This window comes from Poseidonocella sp. HB161398, assembly GCF_005870025.1.
In the GTDB taxonomy this organism is placed as follows: domain Bacteria; phylum Pseudomonadota; class Alphaproteobacteria; order Rhodobacterales; family Rhodobacteraceae; genus Mangrovicoccus.
The window spans coordinates 1-17,933 of record NZ_VATA01000063.1 but is presented as its reverse complement, the minus strand read 5'-3'; the positions used below and the strand labels follow the sequence as shown (position 1 = coordinate 17,933).

Genomic DNA, 17,933 nt, shown 5'->3' with positions numbered 1-17,933 from the left:
GCCCTTGGGAGACGCTAGCCGCAGCATGGGCGATGGCGGAAACCCATATCACATTATTGGAAAGCTCCATCACCAAGCTCCGCCTCCCTCCCGCGGACACGCGGCGCTAGGCCTGTCCGAAACGGCGGAGGAGCAGAGGCATGCTGATCGCGACGGCGGGACATATCGATCACGGCAAGACCCGGCTGGTCGGAGCCTTGACCGGCGTGGCCACCGACCGCCTGCCGGCCGAGAAAGCGCGGGGCATCTCGATCGATCTCGGCTTCGCCTACTGGCCGGACGGGGCCGGCGGCACGATCGGCTTCGTCGATGTCCCCGGTCATGAACGCTTCCTGCGCAACATGCTGGCCGGAGCCACCTCGGCGGAGGCTGCCCTCATCGTCGTCGCCGCCGATGACGGGCCCATGCCCCAGACCCTGGAGCATCTGGAAATCCTCGGGCTGCTCGGCATCTCGCGGGGTATCGCCGCCATTACGAAAATCGATCTGGCAGGTCCGGAACGGACCGCAGAGGTCGCGGAGCAGATGCGCAGGATCCTCGACGGCACGCCATTGGCCGGCGCGGCAATCCATGAGGTTTCGCCGATAACAGGTGCCGGCATCTCCGGTCTTGCCGCCGCGCTGCGCGCCCTCGGGGCGGGCGATCCGGCGCGGCTTGCCGAAGAGCGGACCTTCCGTCTGGCAATCGACCGCGCCTTCAGCGTGGCCGGCGCGGGAACGGTGGTCACAGGGGCCGTCAGGACCGGGCGGGTCGCGGTCGGCGACCGGCTGGTCCTGGCACCGGCCGGGAGCGCCTGGCGAGTGCGGGGCCTCCAGAGCAACGGCACTCCCGTTGAGCAGCTGGCTGCGGGACAGCGTGGCGCGGTCAACCTCGCGGGGATCGAACTCGGCTCGGTGCATCGCGGCGACTGGCTTGTCGGGCCGGAGGGGTTTGTGCCGGGCGAGCGCCTGGCCGTCATGCTGTCCGTTCCCGCGGCCCGCTCCGAGCCCGTGCGCCACAACAGTCTCGCCACGCTTCACCACGGCACCGCCGCCGTGCCCGTGCGCATCCTGGTCCCCGGCCGGGTCGCGATTGCGCCGGGCCGGGAGGCCATGTGCCGCCTGGTTCCCGACACGCCGGTTACCGCACTTGCCGGAGACCGCTTCGTGCTGCGCGACCGGGCCGCCCGCACGACCCTTGGCGGCGGCCGGGTGATCGACCCGCTCGCTCCGGAACGGCGCCGCCAGCGCGGCGATCCGGCCCTCTTCTGGAAGGCGATGGACAGCGGAACGCCCGCAGCCGCGCTTGCGGGGCTTCTCGCGCTGGGAGAGGAAATCGACACCGCCCGCTTCGAACGGAGCTTTGCCCTTTCCCCGGCCACGGCAGAAGCGCTCTGGAACGAAAGCCGGACCGTGCGTTTCGGGTCCGGCAGGGCGCTCGGTGCAGAACGCGTCGACGCCGCGGCGCAAGCCGTTCTCGAAGCGGTGGAACTGCACCTCGCGGCCCATCCCCAAAGCAGCGGCCTGCCGCTCGCCGCGGCCGCCCGCGCCGCAGAAGGGCTATCGCCCGAGGCCCTGCACCACGTGCTGCGCTGCCTGTCCGGCGAAGGCCGGATCGCAATGGCGGGCCGCAAGCTGAGCCTGCCCGGCCACGCGCCCGGCGAAGACGCCGCGGAACTGCGCGCCCGCCGCCATCTTGCAGCAACGGCGGAAAAATTCGGGCTGCGGTCGTTCGGCACCGGCGATCTCGCGCGCGCCATGGGCGCCCCGGAATCCCGGGTCCTCGACCTGATGCTCCCGCTCCGCGGCACCGGAGAAATCTGGCGGCTGACCAACACCCGCTTCCTGTCCGGCGCTTCGCTGGATCATCTGGTGCGCCATGCAGAAGCGCTTTCCGGTGCCGGAGGCTTCACCGCCGCCGAACTTCGCGACGCCAGCGGCGCGGGACGGAACCTGGTCATCGACCTGCTCGAATTCTTCGACCGGATCGGCCTGACGCTGCGCGAGGGCGACCGGCGCAGGCTCCGGCCCGGACGGAAGCAGATACTCGACCGGGCTGCCGCGCTCGAACGCGGCCTCGGTCGGCGGGACTACCTGCCCCCCCGCCCGCCGCGGCGGCGCAAGGGGAGCTAGTCTCCGGCAGAGGCCAGGATTGCCTGGCGCCGGATCGCTTCGGTCAGAATCTGCGCAACCGGCGGCAGCATGGCGCCTTCGCGGGTGATGAGCCCGACATCCCGGCTCATCTCCGGAAGGCCGCAATCCAGCTCGTCGATCAACCCTGACTCCAGCTCGAACTGCATCTGCCGCGCCGACACGAGCGCCAGCGCGTTGCTGGCCGTCAGCAGCTGCCGGATGACCGCGAGATCGGCAGACTCCACACACGGCTGCGGCGGCGGCAGTCCCGCCTGGCGGAAGGCGTTGTCGAACATGGTCCGGCTCGGCGAATTCTGCCAAGGCAGCACCCAGGCGCTCGCCATCATCTCGTCAAGTTCCAGGCGCCGTCCCGCCAGCGGGTGACCCTGCCGGGCCACGACCGTCAGCGCGTCGGAAAAGAGTGGCTCGATCACGATGCCGGTCCGGTCCTCCTCGGCGCGGGGCACCCCCGCGATCATGTCGATATCGCCGCAGCGCAGACCGGCCATCAACTCGGCAAAAGGGCTGTCGATGGTCCGGACGTGGATGCCGGGATGCCCGGAAATCGCCTCTGCGATCGCCATGGGAAAGACATAGGTCCGGCCCAGCGGCAACATCCCGATCACCACCGTGCCCGAGGGCGAACCGGCCAAAGCGGAGATGTCCGCCGCGAGATGGCGCAGCTCCGCAAAGACACGCCGCGCCCGGATCGCAAGCCGGGCGGCCGCCTCGGTGGCGACCACGCCCTGCATGCCACGCTCGAAGAGCGTTGCACCGAGTGCGGATTCCAGACGCGACAGAGCCATGCTTGCCCCGGACTGCGAGATGCCGAGCCGGGCGGCGGCGGTCGAGATCTTCCGGGTCTCGGCCAGCACGGACACAAGCTGAAGCTTACGGCCGTTGAAGAGAAGCTGCAGGATCGAGCGCGGAGACAGCGCCGAGCTGCGCGACCTGATCCGCGCCAGATCCGCGGCGGCTTCGCCGAGTTCCGCCTCGATGCGCCCGGCCCTGCGCGCAAGCAGGGCGCCGTAGTCGTTCTGGATGATGCCGCGGGCATTGCGCTCGAAAACCTTCACTCCGAGCGAGCGCTCGAGCTCGACGACCGACCGGGATACGGCCGAAGGTGCCTTGAACAGGGCCTGGGCGGCCTGCGCAATGCTGCCGGCTTCGGACACCGCCAGGAACACCCTCATGTTCTGGAGCTGCAGGGCGAGGTCGTCCCGCCCAATTTCCGGCTGAACCATGGCTTCCCCGCTCCGATTGCGCCGGGCCGCAGGCTAGCCTGCGAATTCTGTGATGTCCAACCGGATCCGCGGACATGCGGGAAACGATCACAAAAGCCGGGCCCTGCATCACGCCTTTCGTCTGACGGCATGCGGAAGCTTGCGCCTAGACAGGGCCGACACCCGACGAAACCTTCAGCGGAGGCGGCCATGACACGCGAAACCAGCCCTGATCCCGAGGTCATCTTCCAGATGCACGGCGCCACTGCACTGGTGACTCTGAACCGCCCTGCAACCCGGAACGCGATTGACGACGCCTTGCGCGAGCGCCTGCTCGGCGTGATGGCGGATCTCGAAGCCGATCCGGCGGTGCGCGCGGTGGTCGTGACCGGAGCCGGCAAGAGCTTCTGCGCGGGCGGCGACATCGCGGCGATGCGCGCGCGGCTCGATGCACCTCCGGGCGAGGTCGGGTTCAACGGCTGGCGCCGCCAGATCCGGACGCATGAGGCGATTTCGGCGATCCGGAATTTCCCGAAGCCGGTCATCGCCGCGGTCAACGGTCCCGCCGTGGGACTGGGCGCGGATCTGGCCCTGGCCTGCGATTTCGTGCTGGCGGCGGACACCGCCTTCTTCGCCATCAGCTATCTCCTGCGCGGCCTTATCCCCGACGGCGGTTCGCTCTACCTGCTGCCGCGCCGGGTCGGGCTGTCGCGGGCCAAGGACCTGATCTATTCCGGGCGCCGGGTGGCGGCTGCGGAAGCGCAGCAGATCGGGCTCGCCGACCGGATCGCCCCGAAGGAAAGCTGCGTGTCCGAGGCGCTGGACTGGGCGGCCAGCTTCCACGACAGCGCGCAGACCGCGATGGCGCTCGGCAAGACCATCCTGAACAGCAGCTTCGAGACCGGGCTGGAAGAGATTTTCTCGATCGGCGGCCGCAGCCAGGCGATCTGCTACACCTCGGCCGAGCACAGGGCCGCGATCGAAGCATTCCTGGAGAAATCAAAATGACCGCCGCGATGCCCGTCCGTCACGAGATGCGCGGCAGAGCCGTGCTTGTCACGATCGACAATCCGCCGGTCAACGTCATCGGCCAGGCTGTCCGGGCCGGCCTGGCCGAGGCGCTCGATTTCGCGGCGGCCGAGATCGGGGCCGGACGCGCGGAGCGCGTGGTCCTCACCGGCGCGGGCCGGGCTTTCGTGGCCGGAGCGGATGCGAAGGAATTCGACGGCCCCGCGCTGGAACCGCATCTGCCCGACGTCCTGGCCCGGATCATGGCACTTCCGGCCGTGGCCGCGATCAACGGGTCGGCGCTAGGCGGCGGTTTCGAGATTGCGCTGGCCTGCCGCGTGCGGATCGCCGCGCCGGATGCCCTTCTGGGACTGCCCGAGGTCACCCTGGGCGTCGTTCCGGGGTCGGGAGGCACGCAGCGGCTGCCGCGGCTGATCGGTCTGTCCCGCGCTGTGCCTCTCGTGGCTTCCGGTAGGCTGGTCAAGGGAGATGAGGCAGAAGAACTGGGACTTGTGGATCAGCTTGCCGAGGATCCGCTGGCTGCGGCTCTGGAAATCGGCATGGACGGGCGCCTGCCCGTGGATGCCCTCCCCGCCGCAGAACCGGACGCCGAGGCGATCGAAGCGGCGAGGGCTGCGTCGCGCAAGCGGCAGAAGGGGCAGACTGCTCCCCTGAAGGCAATCGAATTGATGGCGGGATCGGCGGAATGGCCCCTTCAGGAGGGGCTTGCGCGCGAACGCGAGACCTTCCTGAACCTGCGCGCCGGGCCCCAGGCACGCGCCCTGCGCCACATGTTCTTCGCCGAGCGCGCCGCCGGGATGCCGCCTGCGCTGCGCGATCTGCCCGCGAGGCAGATCAGTTCCGCGCTGGTTGCAGGCGGCGGGACCATGGGGGCCGCCATTGCCTATGCGCTCTCCAATGCCGGGATCGGGATCACGCTTCTGGAGCATGATGCCGAAGCCGCTGCGCGCGCGCGCGACAATGTGGCGAAGCTGTTCGACGACGCCGTCCGCCGGGGCAAGCTGGCATCCGCGGAGGCCGCACGGCGGCTGGAAGAGCAGTTCAGCTTCCTTCACGGCACGGATGCGGCGCTTCCTCCGGTCGACCTAGCAGTCGAAGCGGTCTTCGAAGACCTGGCCGTCAAGCGGGCGCTGTTCGACCGGCTGAGCGCGGAGCTTCCGGACAGCACGATCCTGGCAACCAATACATCCTATCTGGACCCGGATGAGATTGCGGCCGGCATCCGCGCGCCGGAGCGGTTCCTCGGCCTGCATTTCTTTGCGCCGGCCCATGTGATGAGGCTGCTGGAAATCGTCCGCACGGCAGAGACCTCGCCCCGGACTCTCGCGGCGGGCTTCGCCCTGGCAAGGAGACTGGGCAAAGTCGCGGTGGAAGCCGGGATATGCGACGGGTTCATCGGCAACCGCATCCTCAAGCGCTACCGCCAGACGGCCGACATCATGCTCATCGAAGGTGCCCTTCCCTGGGAAATCGATGCCGCCCTCACCGGGTTCGGCATGGCCATGGGAGTATACGCGGCCCAGGATCTGTCAGGTCTCGACATTGCTCATGCCAACCGCCGCAGAAAGGGACGCGAGGCGGGCACCCGGCATGTTCCGATTGCCGATCTCATGGTCGAGAAGGCCGGTCGACTGGGCCGGAAGACCGGCGCTGGCTGGTACGACTACGAAGATGGCCGTGCCGTGCCCTCGGCGGCGGTGGCCGAGCTGGTCGTTCAATCCTCGCAGGCGGCAGGCCTGCTGCGCCGGAACTTCCCGCCGGAAGAGATCCAGCGCCGGATGATGCTGGCCATGATGATGGAAAGCTTCGACATCCTGGGCGAAGGCATCGCAGCCCGTGCCGCGGATATCGATCTGGTGGAAGTCCATGGCTACGGGTTTCCCCGCTGGCGCGGCGGTCCGATGAAGCTGGCCGAGGAATGGGGGCTTGCGGCGGTCGCCGGCGAGCTAGCCGCACTGTCCGACGCCGATCCGGCCAGCTGGCATGTGCCGCCGCTGCTGGAGCGGCTGGCCCGGGGCGATGGCGCGCTCTGGCAGCCAACCCGCCTGCCGGACCCTGTCCATGCCGGGTGATCCGCGCTTCCTTTATGTCGGCAACCGCCGCAAGGGTCCGTCTTCCTGGACGCCGGATCCCGAGCCAGCTTACGGCATCTCGGTGCTGGAGCGCGACATTCCGAGCGGAGAGCTTCGCAATCTCGGCACGGTCGCCCCGGAACTCAGCATCGGCTTTCTCTGCCATGATCCAGTCCGAGGCGTGCTCTATGCCCTGCACGAGGCGCTGACCCTGCCGGGTCGGCATCTGGGCGGCGGGGGCATGGTCGCCGCCTTCCGGCTCGATCCCGGCACCGGCGCACTGGACGAGATCTGCCGCGTGCCCTCCTATGGAGCCCTGCCCTGCTACGCGTCCCTGGACAGCACCGGGCGGCATCTGGCCGTTGCCCATCACACCGGGCACACGCCTGTGACGCGGACGGCGCGGGGGCCGGATGGCTGGAGGATCGAGCTGGTCCACGACGAAGCCGCCATCGTCACCTTCCCGCTGGAGGCGGATGGCAGCATCGGTCCGCCGCGGGACATCTGTTCCTTCGAAGGCTGCGGAGCCCTGCCCGCGCAGAGCCACCCGCAGCTGCATTGCGTGAAACGGGCCCCCGGACGTGACTTGTACGTCGTCTGCGACAAGGGCGCCGACCGGATCCGCATCCTCGCGATCGAGGACGGCCAGATCGCGCAGCGGCAGGAGATCGCCGCCCCGCCCGGCAGTTCCCCGCGCTACGCGGCCTTCCATCCCCGGCTGCCGCTCTTCATGGTGGATTTCGAAACCGCGCCGCTTCTGCAAGCCTATGCGCTCGGGCCGAACGGCCTGGCGGAACTGGCGTTCGAGCAGGACCTGTCCGGCCTTGCCGGAAATGATGCGCGGCCAATGTGCTCCGACATCGCCTTCGCGAAGGGGGGACGCGTGCTCTACACGCTGATCCGCGGGCCGGAGGCATTGGCCGTCCACGCGGTGGCCGAGGACGGCACGCTTAGCCCTCGCGGCCTGTTCCCTCTCAGCGTGCGCAATCCGCGCGGACTGCTGGTGGCGGGGGACAGCCTTTGCGTCGCCGCTGTGCAGAGCAGGGAACTGGCCGTCTTCGAACTAGGCCCGGACGGAGTGCCCACGCGCCGCGCTTCGAGCGTTCGCCTGCCCGCGCCCGGCTGCATCGTGGCGGCGTGAGGCGCAGCCGGGCCGGGCTGCGCCGGAACGTCCTTCAGGTTGCGGACAGCGCCGCGAGGCCTTTCCTTGCCGCGGCAAGCCTTGCCTCGCGCGCCGCATGGGCCTGCTCCAGCACCCTGTCCTTGGCCATGTCGAGCAGAACCGGAATCGCGGCATCTGCCTCCATCTCCCAGGTCTCGGGTTCCGCCTCGCCGATCCGGGCATGGACCGTGCCGGCCGCATCTGCCGGGTCCACCCAGACCTGCCAGAAGATCGTGCCCACCCAACCGGTCACGGAACCGATCGGGTTGCCCACATGCACGATCACGTTGTCGCGCTCAAGATCCTTCACTATTCCCCTCTGGCCGGCAAGCCGCGTTTCGTACCGGTCCCGCGCCTGCAGGCGGCTGATCGCATCGGCATCGTAGCTCATGTTGTCACTCCCTTCTGGCACCCTTCCGGGCGTGCTTGCGCCGAGGATGCCGGGCCGGAACCGGTTCTCAAAGGCGGCATCACAAAAGCGCAGGCCGGCTGGACAAAATCCGCCGCATCCGCCGCCTCTCAAGCCTCCCCATTGGCCCCTGGGATCGCCTTCAATATTGTTGACGAAATATTTTGGTTTATAGTGCGCACAGTTGCCCGCAGAATTTCCGGACCAGGAAGTGCATATGACCACCAAGACTATGTCGCAGGCCGATGTCGTTGAAGCAATCCGCGAGGAAATCCGCGCAAGCCGCCTGATCCCCGGCCAGCGGCTCGTGGAAGGCGAACTTTCCGAACTGCTCGGCACCAGCCGGGCGACGGTGCGCGCAGCCCTGATGGATCTGGCCAAGGAGGGGCTGGTGGAACGCGTCGCGAACCGAGGCGCCCGGGTCAGGGTAGTCGGGCTGGAAGAGGCGCTGCACATGGCAGAAGCGCGGCTCGTGGTCGAACGGCTCTGCGTGCAGCGCGCGACGGAACGCCTGAGCGACGCCCAGATCGCGGAAATGCGGGCGCTGCTGGAACGGCTCGGGGCGCTGGCACGCAGCAATGACATCCAGGGCTTTGCGGCCGCGACCAACCAGATCCGCGAGATATACCTGGAGGCCGCAGACCAGCCGGTGGCCCGCGGCATCATTTCCAGGCTGCGCGACCAGATGGCGGGGCACACCTACCGGCTGACCTACCGGCCCGGACGCCCCCAGGCCACCCTGCCCTACTGGGAAGCACTGGTCAGTGCATTCGCCCGGCGCGATGCCGCTGCGGCCGGGGCCGCGGTGGAAGCGCATGTCGCCAATGTGCGCGAAACCATGCGCTCGATCGCCACCGAACTCTCCATCCTCGAGCGCGGCTACGGGAAGCTCGGCTAGCCCGCCGCCTGCTGCCTGCGGCCCAGGGGGCTGGCGGCAAGGAATGCGCCGCCCAGCATCGCAATAGCCAGCCCCGCGCAGGCAACCGCGGCCTGCACGCCGGCGAGACCCGCCAAGGCCGCCAGAGCTGCCACTCCAACTTGCGAAAGCCCCCGGTTGAGCAGCATGACCGACAGAACCCGGCCCCGCATGTGTCCGGGCACCGAGATCTGGAGAAGCGTCATGACGGAGGCATTGCAGGCGACGAGCATCGCCCCTGCGCAGAAAAGCAGGGGAACGGCGGCCGCAAGATCCTGCGCGACGGCGAAAAGCAGCAGGAAAAGTCCGAGTAGCACCATGAAGGCGAGCATCGCACGCTGCGAGGAGGCCCAGACCGGGCGGGCGGCCAGAAGGGCGCCGCCTGCTGCCGATCCTGCCCCGGCGCAGGCGCTGAGAAGGCCCAGGCCGTCGGGACCGATGCGGTAGACGTCATGCGCGAAAAGCGTCAGGAGCGCCATGTATGGCTGCCCGAAGAAAGTCGGCACCAGCGCGGCCGCCAGAAGCAGGAGCAGCCGCTTGTCGCCCGCGGTGAAGGCAAGCCCTTCGCGGATCGATCGGGCCATGCTTTCCTGCCGGACAGCACGGAGGCCCGTCCCGGGCAGCTGCATCCGCGCCAGCGTGGCAAGAACCACGGTGAAGCTCAGCGCATTGAGCGCGAAGCAGGCGGGAAGCCCCAAGATGGCAATGACTATCCCGGCCAGGGCAGGACCGGCGACCTTGGTCATGTTCACCGTCATGGAATTCAGCGCGACAGCGTTGGGCAAGTCCCCGGCAGGCACGAGTTCGGGCACCAGCGAATGCCGGGCCGGCAGGTTGAAGGCCACCACCGTTCCGCGCGCCGCCGCCAGCAGCATCACCGTCCAGACCGGCGGGTTTCCGGCAAAGGCCAGGCAAGCCAGCAGAACGGCGAGCAGCATTGCGCAGCCCTGTGTCGCCATCAGCATCCGCCGCCGCTCGGCGCGATCGGCGACCGCCCCGCCCACAAGCGTGAAGGCAAGGATCGGCAAGGCACGGCACAGGTTCAGCAGCGCAAGATGGAACGGACTGCCGGTCAGCGAGACCACCAGCCAGTTGAGCGCGATCTGGTCCATCCAGTCGCCGCTGTTGGAGACGAGCGTCCCGATCCAGAAGAGCCGGTAGTTGCGGTGGCGCAGCGCGGCAAACATCTTGGCTCCCATCACCAGCCCCGCGCGCAGGGGCCGCTGACCGGAGATCGCGCGAGCAGAGGCTGACCGCTGTCGCAGAGCAGCCTCATCGCATGCATCACCCCGGCGGCATGGAGTTCGAGCGCATGGGCGGCGGCCTCGGGATCATGCGCCGCAAGCGCCGCCACCAAATCCTGCCAGAAGCCGAGGGTTGCGCGACAGCGCCCCGGCCGGCGGGTCAGGAGCCACGGCTGTCCGATCATCCGGTGGCGCAGCTGTTTCAGCAGTTCCGCCGCAACCTCCTGCCCGGAGATCTCCACGATGCGTTCGCGAATGATGCGGACAACGCGGATGAACTCCTCCGTGCCGGACCCGTCGCACAGCTCCGCGAGCCGGGCGGCAAGGCCGCCGAGTTCGCGCAGCTCGTCCTCGGTCGCGCGCAGGGCAGCGCTGCGGGCGCAGGCCGTTTCGACGGCCAGCCGGATCTCCGCTATCTGCAGCGCCTCGGCGAGGCCGAGAACCCGCACCCTCGCGCCGCGGTTCGGCACCCGCTCGACGATGCCCTCCACGCTCAGCGCCATCAGAGCCGCGCGTACAGCGCTGCGGCTAGCGCCCAGCCGGGCTGCAAGCTCGGTCTCCACCAGCCTCTGGCCGGGCACCAGGCGGTGATCGCGGATGCCATCGCGCAGCAGCGACGCGATTTCCGCCCAGTCAGGCCGGGGGACGGCTTTTCCGCCTTCTTCCCCGGCCGGCGCTGCCGGATCAGTGCGCTGCAAAGGCGCCCTCGCGCTGCAGCACCTTCCAGATCTCGTTCTCGATGCGGCGGTGCTCGTCGGAGTGCTTGATCGAGAGCGGACGCGGCCTCGGAAAAGGGATCTCCCACTCGGCGACGATCCTGGCCGGACATTTCGAGAAGGCGATCACGCGATCGGCCAGGTAGACGGCCTCGTCGATCTGATGCGTGACGAAAATGGCGGTCTTCTTGCGTTCGTCCCAGATCTTCAGCAACTCGCCCTGCATGGTTTCGCGGGTCTGTGCGTCCAGCCCGGAGAAGGGTTCGTCAAGCATGAGTACCGCAGGGTCCGCTGCCAGGGCACGGGCGATGTTCACCCTCTGGCGCATGCCCCCCGAGAGCTGGCGGGGATAGAACTGCTCGAAACCCGCCAGGCCGCTGAGCTGGATCAGGTCGCGCGCCACCGCATGGCGCTCCGCCTTCGGACGCCCACGCAGTTCCAAGCCGTATGCTACATTGTCGAGCACTGTGCGCCAGGGCAGCAGGCAAGCTTCCTGGAACACGACCGCACGGTCCGGCCCCGGCCCGTAGACTTCCTTCCCTTCGACGGTGATCGTGCCTCCGGATAGAGGAACCAGCCCGTCGAGGGCCATGAGGAAGGTGCTCTTGCCGCTCCCGCTGGGCCCGACGATGGCGACGAATTCGCCCTCTTTCACAGCCAGGTCGATTCCGTCGACCGCGACGAAGCGGCCCTTTTTCGAAGGGAAGCTCACGCGCGATCCTCGCACGTCGAGCTTGACTGCCCGGCCGTCTTCCGGCGCCGTCTCCGACGGCAACTTGTCCATCATCCCCATTGCGGACTCCTCGTCATTGAGATGTGCAACTCCAGAATACCCGTCCATCAGTCTTTCCATCGCGTCAGCAGCCTTTCCAGCAGCACGGCGGTCTGGGTCAGGGCAATCCCGATCACCGTCAGCAGCACGACCGCGGCATACATGACCGCCATGTTCATCTCGCTCTGCGCCTTGATCAGGATGTTGCCTAGGCCCGCGACCGATCCGAACAACTCGGCTACCGCGACGGCGACCACCGCCTTGCCCACGCAGATCCGGACCCCAGTCATGAAGAAGGGGACCATTCCAGGCAGCACCACCGTGCGGATCAGCTGGCGGTCGGTAGCGCCGAAGCTGCGCGCCATGCGCTTGAGCTGGCGGTCGACATTCTCTACGCCAGCCTGGGTGTTCATCTCCATGACAACGATGCAGGACAGCAACACCAGGACAATCTTCGAGGTCGTGCCGATCCCGAAGAGCAGGATGATGATCGGGATCAGCGCAAGATTCGGCACGGAATTCACCGCGATGACGATCGGACGGAGCAGCTCGTCGAACGGCCGGTACCAGCCCGCAAGGACGCCCAGCGTGCCGCCCACCAAGATCGAGATACCCAGGCCAAGCCCGAATTCATACGCCGACGTCTGCAGGTCGCGCGGGAAAGTGTCGCTTGTCACGACCTCTACCAGCGCCCGCATGATCTCTGTCGGGGGCGGTAGGAACAGCGTGTCTATGAAGCCGAATGTCGCCGAGATTTGCCAGGCGAGCACGATCGTCGCCATGGAAAGGGTGCCCAGCAAGGCCGGACGGCCGATGGTGGCATGGTGCAAGAGCCAGGCTGCGGTGGCATTGCGGGCCGAGGCCAAGCCTCCGGCGCGCGCGGAATGCTGCATTGTCATGTTTTCCTCCCTGTTCGTCTGCACTGCCCCTCCTCCCGGGACGGTGCGGACCGCGGATTCTCCGACCCGCATTCGCAGGCTAGACCGGAATCAGGTTGTCTTCAATAGTGTTGGCGTTATTGTTGACAATATGTTTGGCAATGTCTGCCGGGCGCGATCCGGCGGCGCAGGAACGGAGAAGACGGCATGGACAGGAATTTCGCGGAACCGGATGAACCGGCGGCACAGGAGTCTCCCTCCCCGCTCCGGGAAGAGATGGAACGCCCAGCCATCCTCTACGTGGCAGTCGGCCGCCGGATGCTGAGCTTCGCGATCTCTCCGATCGACGGCGAGCTGGTGCCCAGGGACGACATCGCGCTGCCGGAGCGGGTGCAATATGCTTGGCCGCATCCGCATCTGCCGATTCTCTACGCCGCCTGTGCCGATCGCAGCGCGGCAGGACGGGAAAGGCCGTTCCAGATCTGCGTCCTGGCGCGCGGCCGGGACGGGGGGCTGAGCTTGGCGGCCGAGCCCGCAGAGCTGTCGGCCCGCCCGATCCATCTGTGCACCGACCCGGCGGGCACGCATCTGCTGACGGCCTTCGGCGGGAACCCCGGCATCATGGTCCATCGCTTGCTGCCCGACGGAACCCTCGGCGCCGAGAAGCCGCAGGCGGCAGGGTTCCGCTTCGGCGCCAAGCCGCACCAGGTGCGCGTCCTGCCCTCGGGCGGGACAGCCGTGCTGGTCGAGCGCGGGGCGAAAGGGTTCGGCACGCCGGACTACCGCGCCGGTTCGCTTAACGTCTTCCGTTTCGACGGGGATGTCTTGGAAAACGCCGGGACGGTTTCCCCGGGGCTCGAACTCGCTCCCCGCGGCTTCAATCCGCGTCATCTCGATTTCCATCCCGAGCTGCCTCTCGCCTATGTCGCGCTGGAAGAGCAGAATGAACTGGCCGTGTTCCGCCTTCGCGGCGACGGGTTCGACCCAGTTCCGCTGGCCAGTCCGACGACCCTGCAAAACCCCATGCAGCAGAAGCCGCGGCAAGATTGCGGCACCGTGCACATGCATCCGCAGGGCGGCATCGTCTACACGGCAAACCGCAATGACGGCTATGTCGGCGGCCATGCAGGGCCGTCCTGGATCGTGCCGGACCCGGTTCCGGTCTTTCCGGGCGGCGAGAACAGCATTTCGGTCTTCCGGCTGAGGCCCGACGGCCTCCCCGAACTGGTCCAGACCGCCGACAGCCACGGGCTGCATCCGCGTTGTTTCGCGCTGACGCCGGACGGACAGAGCCTGGTCGCGGGAAATCTTGCACCAACGATCTTCGAGGAACAGGGGCTGCGCCGCGCCGTCCCGGCAAATCTCGCGGTGTTCCGCGTCGGTCCGGACGGCACGCTGACCTTCCGGCGCCGGCATGACATCGACACCGGACGCGAAATGATCTGGTGGATGGGAATCGCGGGCTGAGGCCGCCGGGCGAGAGGAACGCCGCTCCGCATGCGGAGCGGCCTTCCCCGCCCGGCCCTGCCGCTTCAGGCGGCCTGCGAGGCCGAAAGAATGCCCTCGATTTCCGCCATCTGGCCCGGGGCAATCGACCAATCCGACGCCGCCACATTGGAACGTACTTGCGCCGGCGAGCTGACGCCGGCGATCACCGACGGCACTTCCGGATGCGCAAGCAGCCAGCCTATGGCCAGCTCGAGCAGGCTTCGCCCGTGATCCGCCGCGTAGCGCGCGAGTGCGTCCACCTTCTCAAGATTGTCCGGCGACAGGATCTCTGCCTGTGCCGCCGCGGATTTCGTTCCGATGCGCGATTTTCCCTGAAGCGGAGCGCCGGGGCGGTACTTGCCGGAAAGCAGTCCGTTGAAGAGCGGCCGGAACGGCAGGAAGCGCGTGCCGGTGCGGCGGCATTCCGCCAGAATCGGCTCCGCCCGGCTGCGGCAGAGCGCGCTGAGCTCGTCCTGAGTCGACGCGAAACGCGGCAATCCGGCCGCGGCCGCGGCCGCCTGCGCCGCCGCCAGCTCGCCCGCGCCGAAATTCGAGCATCCGATCTCCAGGATCTTGCCCTCCCGCAGCAGCTCTGCCAGCGCCCCGAGCGTTTCCTCGATCGGCACCGAGGGATCGGGGATGTGAAGCTGCATGAGGTCGATTCGGTCGGTGCGCAGCCGGGTCAGGCTCGCCTCGGCGGCCTGCCGCACATAGGCAGCGCCCGCGCCTTTCCTGCGGTCGTCGAGAACCCGGCCGAATTTCGTGGCCAGCACGATGTCATTGCGGCGCGGCCCCAGGATTTCGCCGAGAAACGATTCGCTGGTCGTGGGCGGGCTGCCGTAGCTGTCGGCGGTATCGAAGAAGGCCACGCCTGCATCCAGGGCCGCTTCGACAACTCCGCGCGTGGCCTCGAGTTCCAGCTGGCGACCGAAATTGTTGCATCCAATTCCGATGGTTGAGACATTGATCGATCCGATCTGACGTGTCTGCATCTATCCCAAAAACCTCCCTATCCATCTGAAACAAAAGCGTTTCATGCGAAGGCTGCGCCATAATGAACGATATTGTCAACATTTTATTTGACAATATAGCGTGTGGCCCCTTAGCTGCTTTCGCAGGGATCAGGACTGCGCGGCCCGTCCGCGGCAAGCCTGTGCAAGGAGGAAGCCATGGCAGAACATCTGAGCGCAGAAGACCGCCTGGAGATCGCGGAAATCGTGTCCCGCTGGAGCCATTGCGAAGATGCCGGCGATGCCGAAGGCTGGGCCCGGCTGTTTGCTCCGGACGGAAGCTGCCGGAATGGCTCCGGAAAGCTGATGCGGGGACATGCCGAACTTCTGGAAGGCTCGCGCAGCAGGGCGGCGCTCCCTTCGGCGCGAGGCACCGCCCATTGGATGGGCGGAACGCTGATCGAACCAGTGGCCGGAGGCGCGCGGGCCAGACATTACGGCATGATCCTGCGCCGGACACCGGACGGGCTGTCGATCGCCAGCCTTTCGGACCGCATCTACGATCTTCGCCGGACAGACGGGGCCTGGAAAATCATGCACCGCGACATTTCCCGGCTGCCATCCGGCGCCCGCACGCAGGAAAACGAAAGACCGCAAGGAGGAACCAGGCAGAATGACCGCTGAAACCATCGCAAGGCCGCTCACCGCGGCGGACAAGATCGAGATCCAGGAGTTGATCTCGGAATACAGCTATCACGAAGATACCGGCAACGCCGCGGCATGGGGCGCGCTGTTCACCGAGGATGGACAATTCTGCGGCCGCAACAAGCCGCCGGTCATCGGGCGCGGCAATCTCGTCGCCTTCGCCGAACGCCGCTGGCGGGACAAGCCGCAGGTGCACAACCGCGCGCACTGGGTCAGCAACATTCTCATCCGCGCAACGCCCGAAGGCGCGGCGGCGCAATCCTACCAGATGAGCATCGACCGCGACGGCGCGGATTTCAAGATCGCCGATCTGACCGGAAAGGAAGACGAACTGCGGCAGGAAAACGGGCGCTGGAGGTTTCACCTCCGCCGCGTGGTCGAACTTAACCGTTGAGCACATGAAAGGGAACCGGGCTCCCAAGCGCCCGGCAAGGGAGGAGAAAAGATGATGACGCAGATCAATCAAGGCAGGACGGCAAGGACCCGGATCGGGCTGCGCACCGGACTTGCAGCCATGGGACTGGCCGCGGCGATGGTAGGGCAGGCCCCGGCAGACAGCGACGACAAGGTCAGGCTGGTCGTCGCCGGATCGGACGGGATCAGCTCGGCAACGCCGCTTTTCGTGGCCGAAGTCCTAGGATATTTCGAGGAGGCCGGGCTCGAGGTGGAATATCTCACCATGGCGGGCGGCGCCGCCACCATGTCCGCCGCGATTGCCCGCGGCGACGTCCAGATCGGGCTCGGGGCCGCCAGCCAGTACATGGGGTCGATCGCGAACGGGCTGACCAAGGGCAAGCTGATCGGGGAGTTCACCGACAACAACTATGTCATCCTCGGCGGCGACGGGATTTCCGATCCGTCGCAGCTGCGCGGCAAGCGCTACGGCATCTCGAGCCACAATGCGGGGGACCATATCTACAGCATGGCGGTTCTCGAGGCCTACGGGATCGGTCCGGATGACGTCGAGTGGGTGCCGTTGGGCTCGCCGCCGAGCCGCCTCAGCGCGCTGGTCTCCGGCAAGGTCGACGGCATCGAAATGACCTTGACCTCGCTGCCCGAGCGCGAGGCGGGCCGCATCATCGTCAGCGCCGAGGAAAGCCCCGTGCCCTTCGTGTCCGCCGCGATCTTTGCCTCGCAGGATCTGATCGACGGCAACAAGGAAGCGCTGACGCGGTTTCTCGGCGCAATCGGGCGCGGCGCCGACTGGATACGTGCGAATCCCGAAGAGGCCGTGGCATCCTGCGTCAAGAGCGGCTCTTCCGAAGGCCGCTGCCGGGACACGATCAGGGTCGGCACCGGTCCCGGGAACGGCTACACTTGGTCCTCGACCGCGCGCCTGAACGTGTCGGCCATCTCGGCAATGATGCCGTCCCTCGTCGCCGCGACGCCCAAGGCAGAGGGCATGTCGATCGACGACTATGTCGATGCGACCGTCGCGCCCTCCGAAGGGTAGCGGCACAGGGCCTGCCCTGTCCGACGGGCAGGTCAGGCCTTGGGCATTCCCTTGGGCCGCGCCAGCCGCTTCTGCGCGGCGATGCTGAAGGGCGCATTGGCGGCGCCATAGCCGCCATACGTGGCAGCCCACTAGCCCGAAGCCAAGGAGCGTGCCTGCCATCGGCATGAAGAGGATGGAGGCCAGCCCGCTGATCGCTTCGCTATCCGCATAGGTCTTGTTCTCGTCCCCGTTCGTGCGGGTCCAGGTGCCCTTCAGACGGATGGCGGCATTGCCCCGGGCAGGCTGAAGGCCAGTGTCGCCGGGGTCGTGATCTTCGAGGCAGAGTTTTCGTAGCCGTCAAAATCCAGGTCGGCCCTGGCCGCGTTGATCTGCGACCGTGCCATTGCGGTCCGTGCCTGCACCGCACCATAGGCCTCGTCCTGGCCGAGGTCGGACCAGAGCCCGGTCGGCCCGAAGGTGCGTGAGAATTTCGACTAGAGCATTTCGGTTTTAACTTGCGACATATCCGGCTGCCTTGAAGTAGTTCCAGCATTCGGATGGTTCGTACAGATTGCAGATTGTGCCGATGGCCTCGAAGACCTCGGTGAAGGTTCTCGCCCCGATTTTCCGAAGGTGGGCCTTCAGCTTCGAGAACGCCTGCTCGATGGGGTTCAGATCAGGCGAGTATGGCGGCAGGTAGAGGAACCAGCAGCCATGCTCGCGCAGGGCTTGCGTGGCTTCCTTGTTGCGATGTGTCGCCAGGTTGTCGAGGAGTGAGGCCCCGAACGCCATTGGTCAGAGTGAGCGGGCCGAACGCAGTGCC

The 17,933-nt window shown here is 67.3% G+C and carries 17 protein-coding genes; 9 read left to right on the top strand and 8 right to left on the bottom strand.

Annotated elements, in window-relative coordinates; all coding sequences use genetic code 11:
- Nucleotides 1-140: 140 nt before the first annotated feature.
- On the top strand, nucleotides 141-2,111 hold the full coding sequence (gene selB, locus FGX59_RS29745) for a selenocysteine-specific translation elongation factor (RefSeq protein WP_138471212.1): 1,971 nt from the start codon (nucleotides 141-143) through the stop codon (nucleotides 2,109-2,111).
- Here the strand turns inward: selB and FGX59_RS29740 are convergent.
- Nucleotides 2,108-3,355 carry a LysR family transcriptional regulator gene (locus FGX59_RS29740; RefSeq protein ID WP_138471210.1) on the bottom strand — a complete coding sequence of 416 codons (1,248 nt, stop codon included), beginning with the start codon at nucleotides 3,353-3,355 and terminating at the stop codon, nucleotides 2,108-2,110. The genes selB and FGX59_RS29740 overlap by 4 nt on opposite strands.
- A gap of 189 nt (nucleotides 3,356-3,544) precedes the next feature.
- On the opposite strand from FGX59_RS29740, the gene FGX59_RS29735 reads away from it, so the two are divergent.
- The 3 genes from FGX59_RS29735 to FGX59_RS29725 are packed head-to-tail and all read left to right on the top strand — an operon-like array spanning nucleotide 3,545 to nucleotide 7,576.
- On the top strand, nucleotides 3,545-4,342 hold the full coding sequence (locus FGX59_RS29735) for an enoyl-CoA hydratase/isomerase family protein (RefSeq protein ID WP_138471208.1): 798 nt from the start codon (nucleotides 3,545-3,547) through the stop codon (nucleotides 4,340-4,342).
- A complete protein-coding gene (locus tag FGX59_RS29730) occupies nucleotides 4,339-6,435 on the top strand; it encodes a 3-hydroxyacyl-CoA dehydrogenase NAD-binding domain-containing protein (RefSeq protein ID WP_138471206.1) in 2,097 nt (698 codons plus the stop codon). Before FGX59_RS29735 ends, FGX59_RS29730 begins: the two co-directional genes overlap by 4 nt.
- Entirely contained in the window at nucleotides 6,383-7,576 is a 1,194-nt protein-coding gene (locus FGX59_RS29725; RefSeq protein WP_171060889.1) for a beta-propeller fold lactonase family protein, read from the top strand. The genes FGX59_RS29730 and FGX59_RS29725 overlap by 53 nt, the downstream gene beginning before the upstream one ends.
- A gap of 34 nt (nucleotides 7,577-7,610) precedes the next feature.
- Here FGX59_RS29725 and FGX59_RS29720 read toward each other — a convergent pair whose 3' ends face one another.
- Entirely contained in the window at nucleotides 7,611-7,988 is a 378-nt protein-coding gene (locus tag FGX59_RS29720; RefSeq protein WP_138471202.1) for a hypothetical protein, read from the bottom strand.
- A 235-nt stretch (nucleotides 7,989-8,223) separates the two neighbouring features.
- On the opposite strand from FGX59_RS29720, the gene FGX59_RS29715 reads away from it, so the two are divergent.
- Nucleotides 8,224-8,904 (top strand): GntR family transcriptional regulator, encoded by a 681-nt coding sequence (locus FGX59_RS29715; protein ID WP_138471200.1) that lies wholly within the window; start codon nucleotides 8,224-8,226, stop codon nucleotides 8,902-8,904.
- On the opposite strand, the gene FGX59_RS29710 is transcribed toward FGX59_RS29715, so the two are convergent.
- The 4 genes from FGX59_RS29710 to FGX59_RS29695 are packed head-to-tail and all read right to left on the bottom strand — an operon-like array spanning nucleotide 8,901 to nucleotide 12,553.
- Nucleotides 8,901-10,109, bottom strand: coding sequence for an MFS transporter (locus tag FGX59_RS29710; RefSeq protein WP_240722797.1), 1,209 nt, complete (start codon nucleotides 10,107-10,109; stop codon nucleotides 8,901-8,903). The two genes, FGX59_RS29715 and FGX59_RS29710, sit on opposite strands and share 4 nt — an antisense overlap.
- 11 nt (nucleotides 10,110-10,120) lie before the next feature.
- The gene (locus FGX59_RS29705) at nucleotides 10,121-10,864 is read right to left on the bottom strand and encodes a GntR family transcriptional regulator (RefSeq protein WP_138471197.1); all 744 of its coding nucleotides are present in this window, start codon (nucleotides 10,862-10,864) and stop codon (nucleotides 10,121-10,123) included.
- On the bottom strand, nucleotides 10,851-11,675 hold the full coding sequence (locus FGX59_RS29700) for an ABC transporter ATP-binding protein (protein WP_206078473.1): 825 nt from the start codon (nucleotides 11,673-11,675) through the stop codon (nucleotides 10,851-10,853). Before FGX59_RS29700 ends, FGX59_RS29705 begins: the two co-directional genes overlap by 14 nt.
- 47 nt (nucleotides 11,676-11,722) lie before the next feature.
- Complete coding sequence (locus tag FGX59_RS29695; protein WP_171060888.1) at nucleotides 11,723-12,553, bottom strand: ABC transporter permease; 831 nt, start codon at nucleotides 12,551-12,553, stop codon at nucleotides 11,723-11,725.
- Between the two features lie 255 nt (nucleotides 12,554-12,808).
- On the opposite strand from FGX59_RS29695, the gene FGX59_RS29690 reads away from it, so the two are divergent.
- Nucleotides 12,809-13,999 (top strand): beta-propeller fold lactonase family protein, encoded by a 1,191-nt coding sequence (locus tag FGX59_RS29690; RefSeq protein WP_171060887.1) that lies wholly within the window; start codon nucleotides 12,809-12,811, stop codon nucleotides 13,997-13,999.
- A gap of 65 nt (nucleotides 14,000-14,064) precedes the next feature.
- Here the strand turns inward: FGX59_RS29690 and FGX59_RS29685 are convergent, their stop codons facing one another.
- Nucleotides 14,065-15,012: an aldo/keto reductase gene (locus FGX59_RS29685; protein ID WP_138471191.1), complete on the bottom strand. Its 948-nt coding sequence runs from the start codon at nucleotides 15,010-15,012 to the stop codon at nucleotides 14,065-14,067.
- Nucleotides 15,013-15,189: 177 nt separating this feature from the next.
- Between FGX59_RS29685 and FGX59_RS29680 the strand changes: the two genes are divergently transcribed.
- From FGX59_RS29680 to FGX59_RS29670, 3 genes are read left to right on the top strand one after another with little or no spacing between them, the layout of a single operon-like run.
- Nucleotides 15,190-15,654, top strand: coding sequence for a nuclear transport factor 2 family protein (locus tag FGX59_RS29680; protein ID WP_138471189.1), 465 nt, complete (start codon nucleotides 15,190-15,192; stop codon nucleotides 15,652-15,654).
- On the top strand, nucleotides 15,644-16,069 hold the full coding sequence (locus FGX59_RS29675) for a nuclear transport factor 2 family protein (RefSeq protein ID WP_138471187.1): 426 nt from the start codon (nucleotides 15,644-15,646) through the stop codon (nucleotides 16,067-16,069). Before FGX59_RS29680 ends, FGX59_RS29675 begins: the two co-directional genes overlap by 11 nt.
- Before the next feature lie 54 nt (nucleotides 16,070-16,123).
- Nucleotides 16,124-17,128: an ABC transporter substrate-binding protein gene (locus FGX59_RS29670; protein ID WP_171060886.1), complete on the top strand. Its 1,005-nt coding sequence runs from the start codon at nucleotides 16,124-16,126 to the stop codon at nucleotides 17,126-17,128.
- Nucleotides 17,129-17,620: 492 nt separating this feature from the next.
- On the opposite strand, the gene FGX59_RS29665 is transcribed toward FGX59_RS29670, so the two are convergent.
- Nucleotides 17,621-17,902, bottom strand: coding sequence for a transposase (locus FGX59_RS29665; RefSeq protein ID WP_138471183.1), 282 nt, complete (start codon nucleotides 17,900-17,902; stop codon nucleotides 17,621-17,623).
- Between the last annotated feature and the right edge of the window lie 31 nt (nucleotides 17,903-17,933).

Excerpts from the sequence above, each read along its gene's own strand:
- FGX59_RS29730 (WP_138471206.1), top strand. The coding sequence starts at position 4,339 with ATGACCGCCGCGATGCCCGTCCGTCACGAGATGCGCGGCAGAGCCGTG.
- FGX59_RS29710 (WP_240722797.1), bottom strand. The coding sequence starts at position 10,109 with ATGTTTGCCGCGCTGCGCCACCGCAACTACCGGCTCTTCTGGATCGGG.
- FGX59_RS29670 (WP_171060886.1), top strand. The coding sequence starts at position 16,124 with ATGACGCAGATCAATCAAGGCAGGACGGCAAGGACCCGGATCGGGCTG.
- FGX59_RS29690 (WP_171060887.1), top strand. The coding sequence starts at position 12,809 with ATGGAACGCCCAGCCATCCTCTACGTGGCAGTCGGCCGCCGGATGCTG.
- FGX59_RS29685 (WP_138471191.1), bottom strand. The coding sequence starts at position 15,012 with ATGCAGACACGTCAGATCGGATCGATCAATGTCTCAACCATCGGAATT.
- FGX59_RS29695 (WP_171060888.1), bottom strand. The coding sequence starts at position 12,553 with ATGACAATGCAGCATTCCGCGCGCGCCGGAGGCTTGGCCTCGGCCCGC.
- FGX59_RS29675 (WP_138471187.1), top strand. The coding sequence starts at position 15,644 with ATGACCGCTGAAACCATCGCAAGGCCGCTCACCGCGGCGGACAAGATC.
- FGX59_RS29680 (WP_138471189.1), top strand. The coding sequence starts at position 15,190 with ATGGCAGAACATCTGAGCGCAGAAGACCGCCTGGAGATCGCGGAAATC.
- FGX59_RS29740 (WP_138471210.1), bottom strand. The coding sequence starts at position 3,355 with ATGGTTCAGCCGGAAATTGGGCGGGACGACCTCGCCCTGCAGCTCCAG.
- FGX59_RS29665 (WP_138471183.1), bottom strand. The coding sequence starts at position 17,902 with ATGGCGTTCGGGGCCTCACTCCTCGACAACCTGGCGACACATCGCAAC.
- selB (WP_138471212.1), top strand. The coding sequence starts at position 141 with ATGCTGATCGCGACGGCGGGACATATCGATCACGGCAAGACCCGGCTG.
- FGX59_RS29725 (WP_171060889.1), top strand. The coding sequence starts at position 6,383 with ATGGCGCGCTCTGGCAGCCAACCCGCCTGCCGGACCCTGTCCATGCCG.
- FGX59_RS29735 (WP_138471208.1), top strand. The coding sequence starts at position 3,545 with ATGACACGCGAAACCAGCCCTGATCCCGAGGTCATCTTCCAGATGCAC.
- FGX59_RS29720 (WP_138471202.1), bottom strand. The coding sequence starts at position 7,988 with ATGAGCTACGATGCCGATGCGATCAGCCGCCTGCAGGCGCGGGACCGG.
- FGX59_RS29715 (WP_138471200.1), top strand. The coding sequence starts at position 8,224 with ATGACCACCAAGACTATGTCGCAGGCCGATGTCGTTGAAGCAATCCGC.
- FGX59_RS29700 (WP_206078473.1), bottom strand. The coding sequence starts at position 11,675 with ATGGGGATGATGGACAAGTTGCCGTCGGAGACGGCGCCGGAAGACGGC.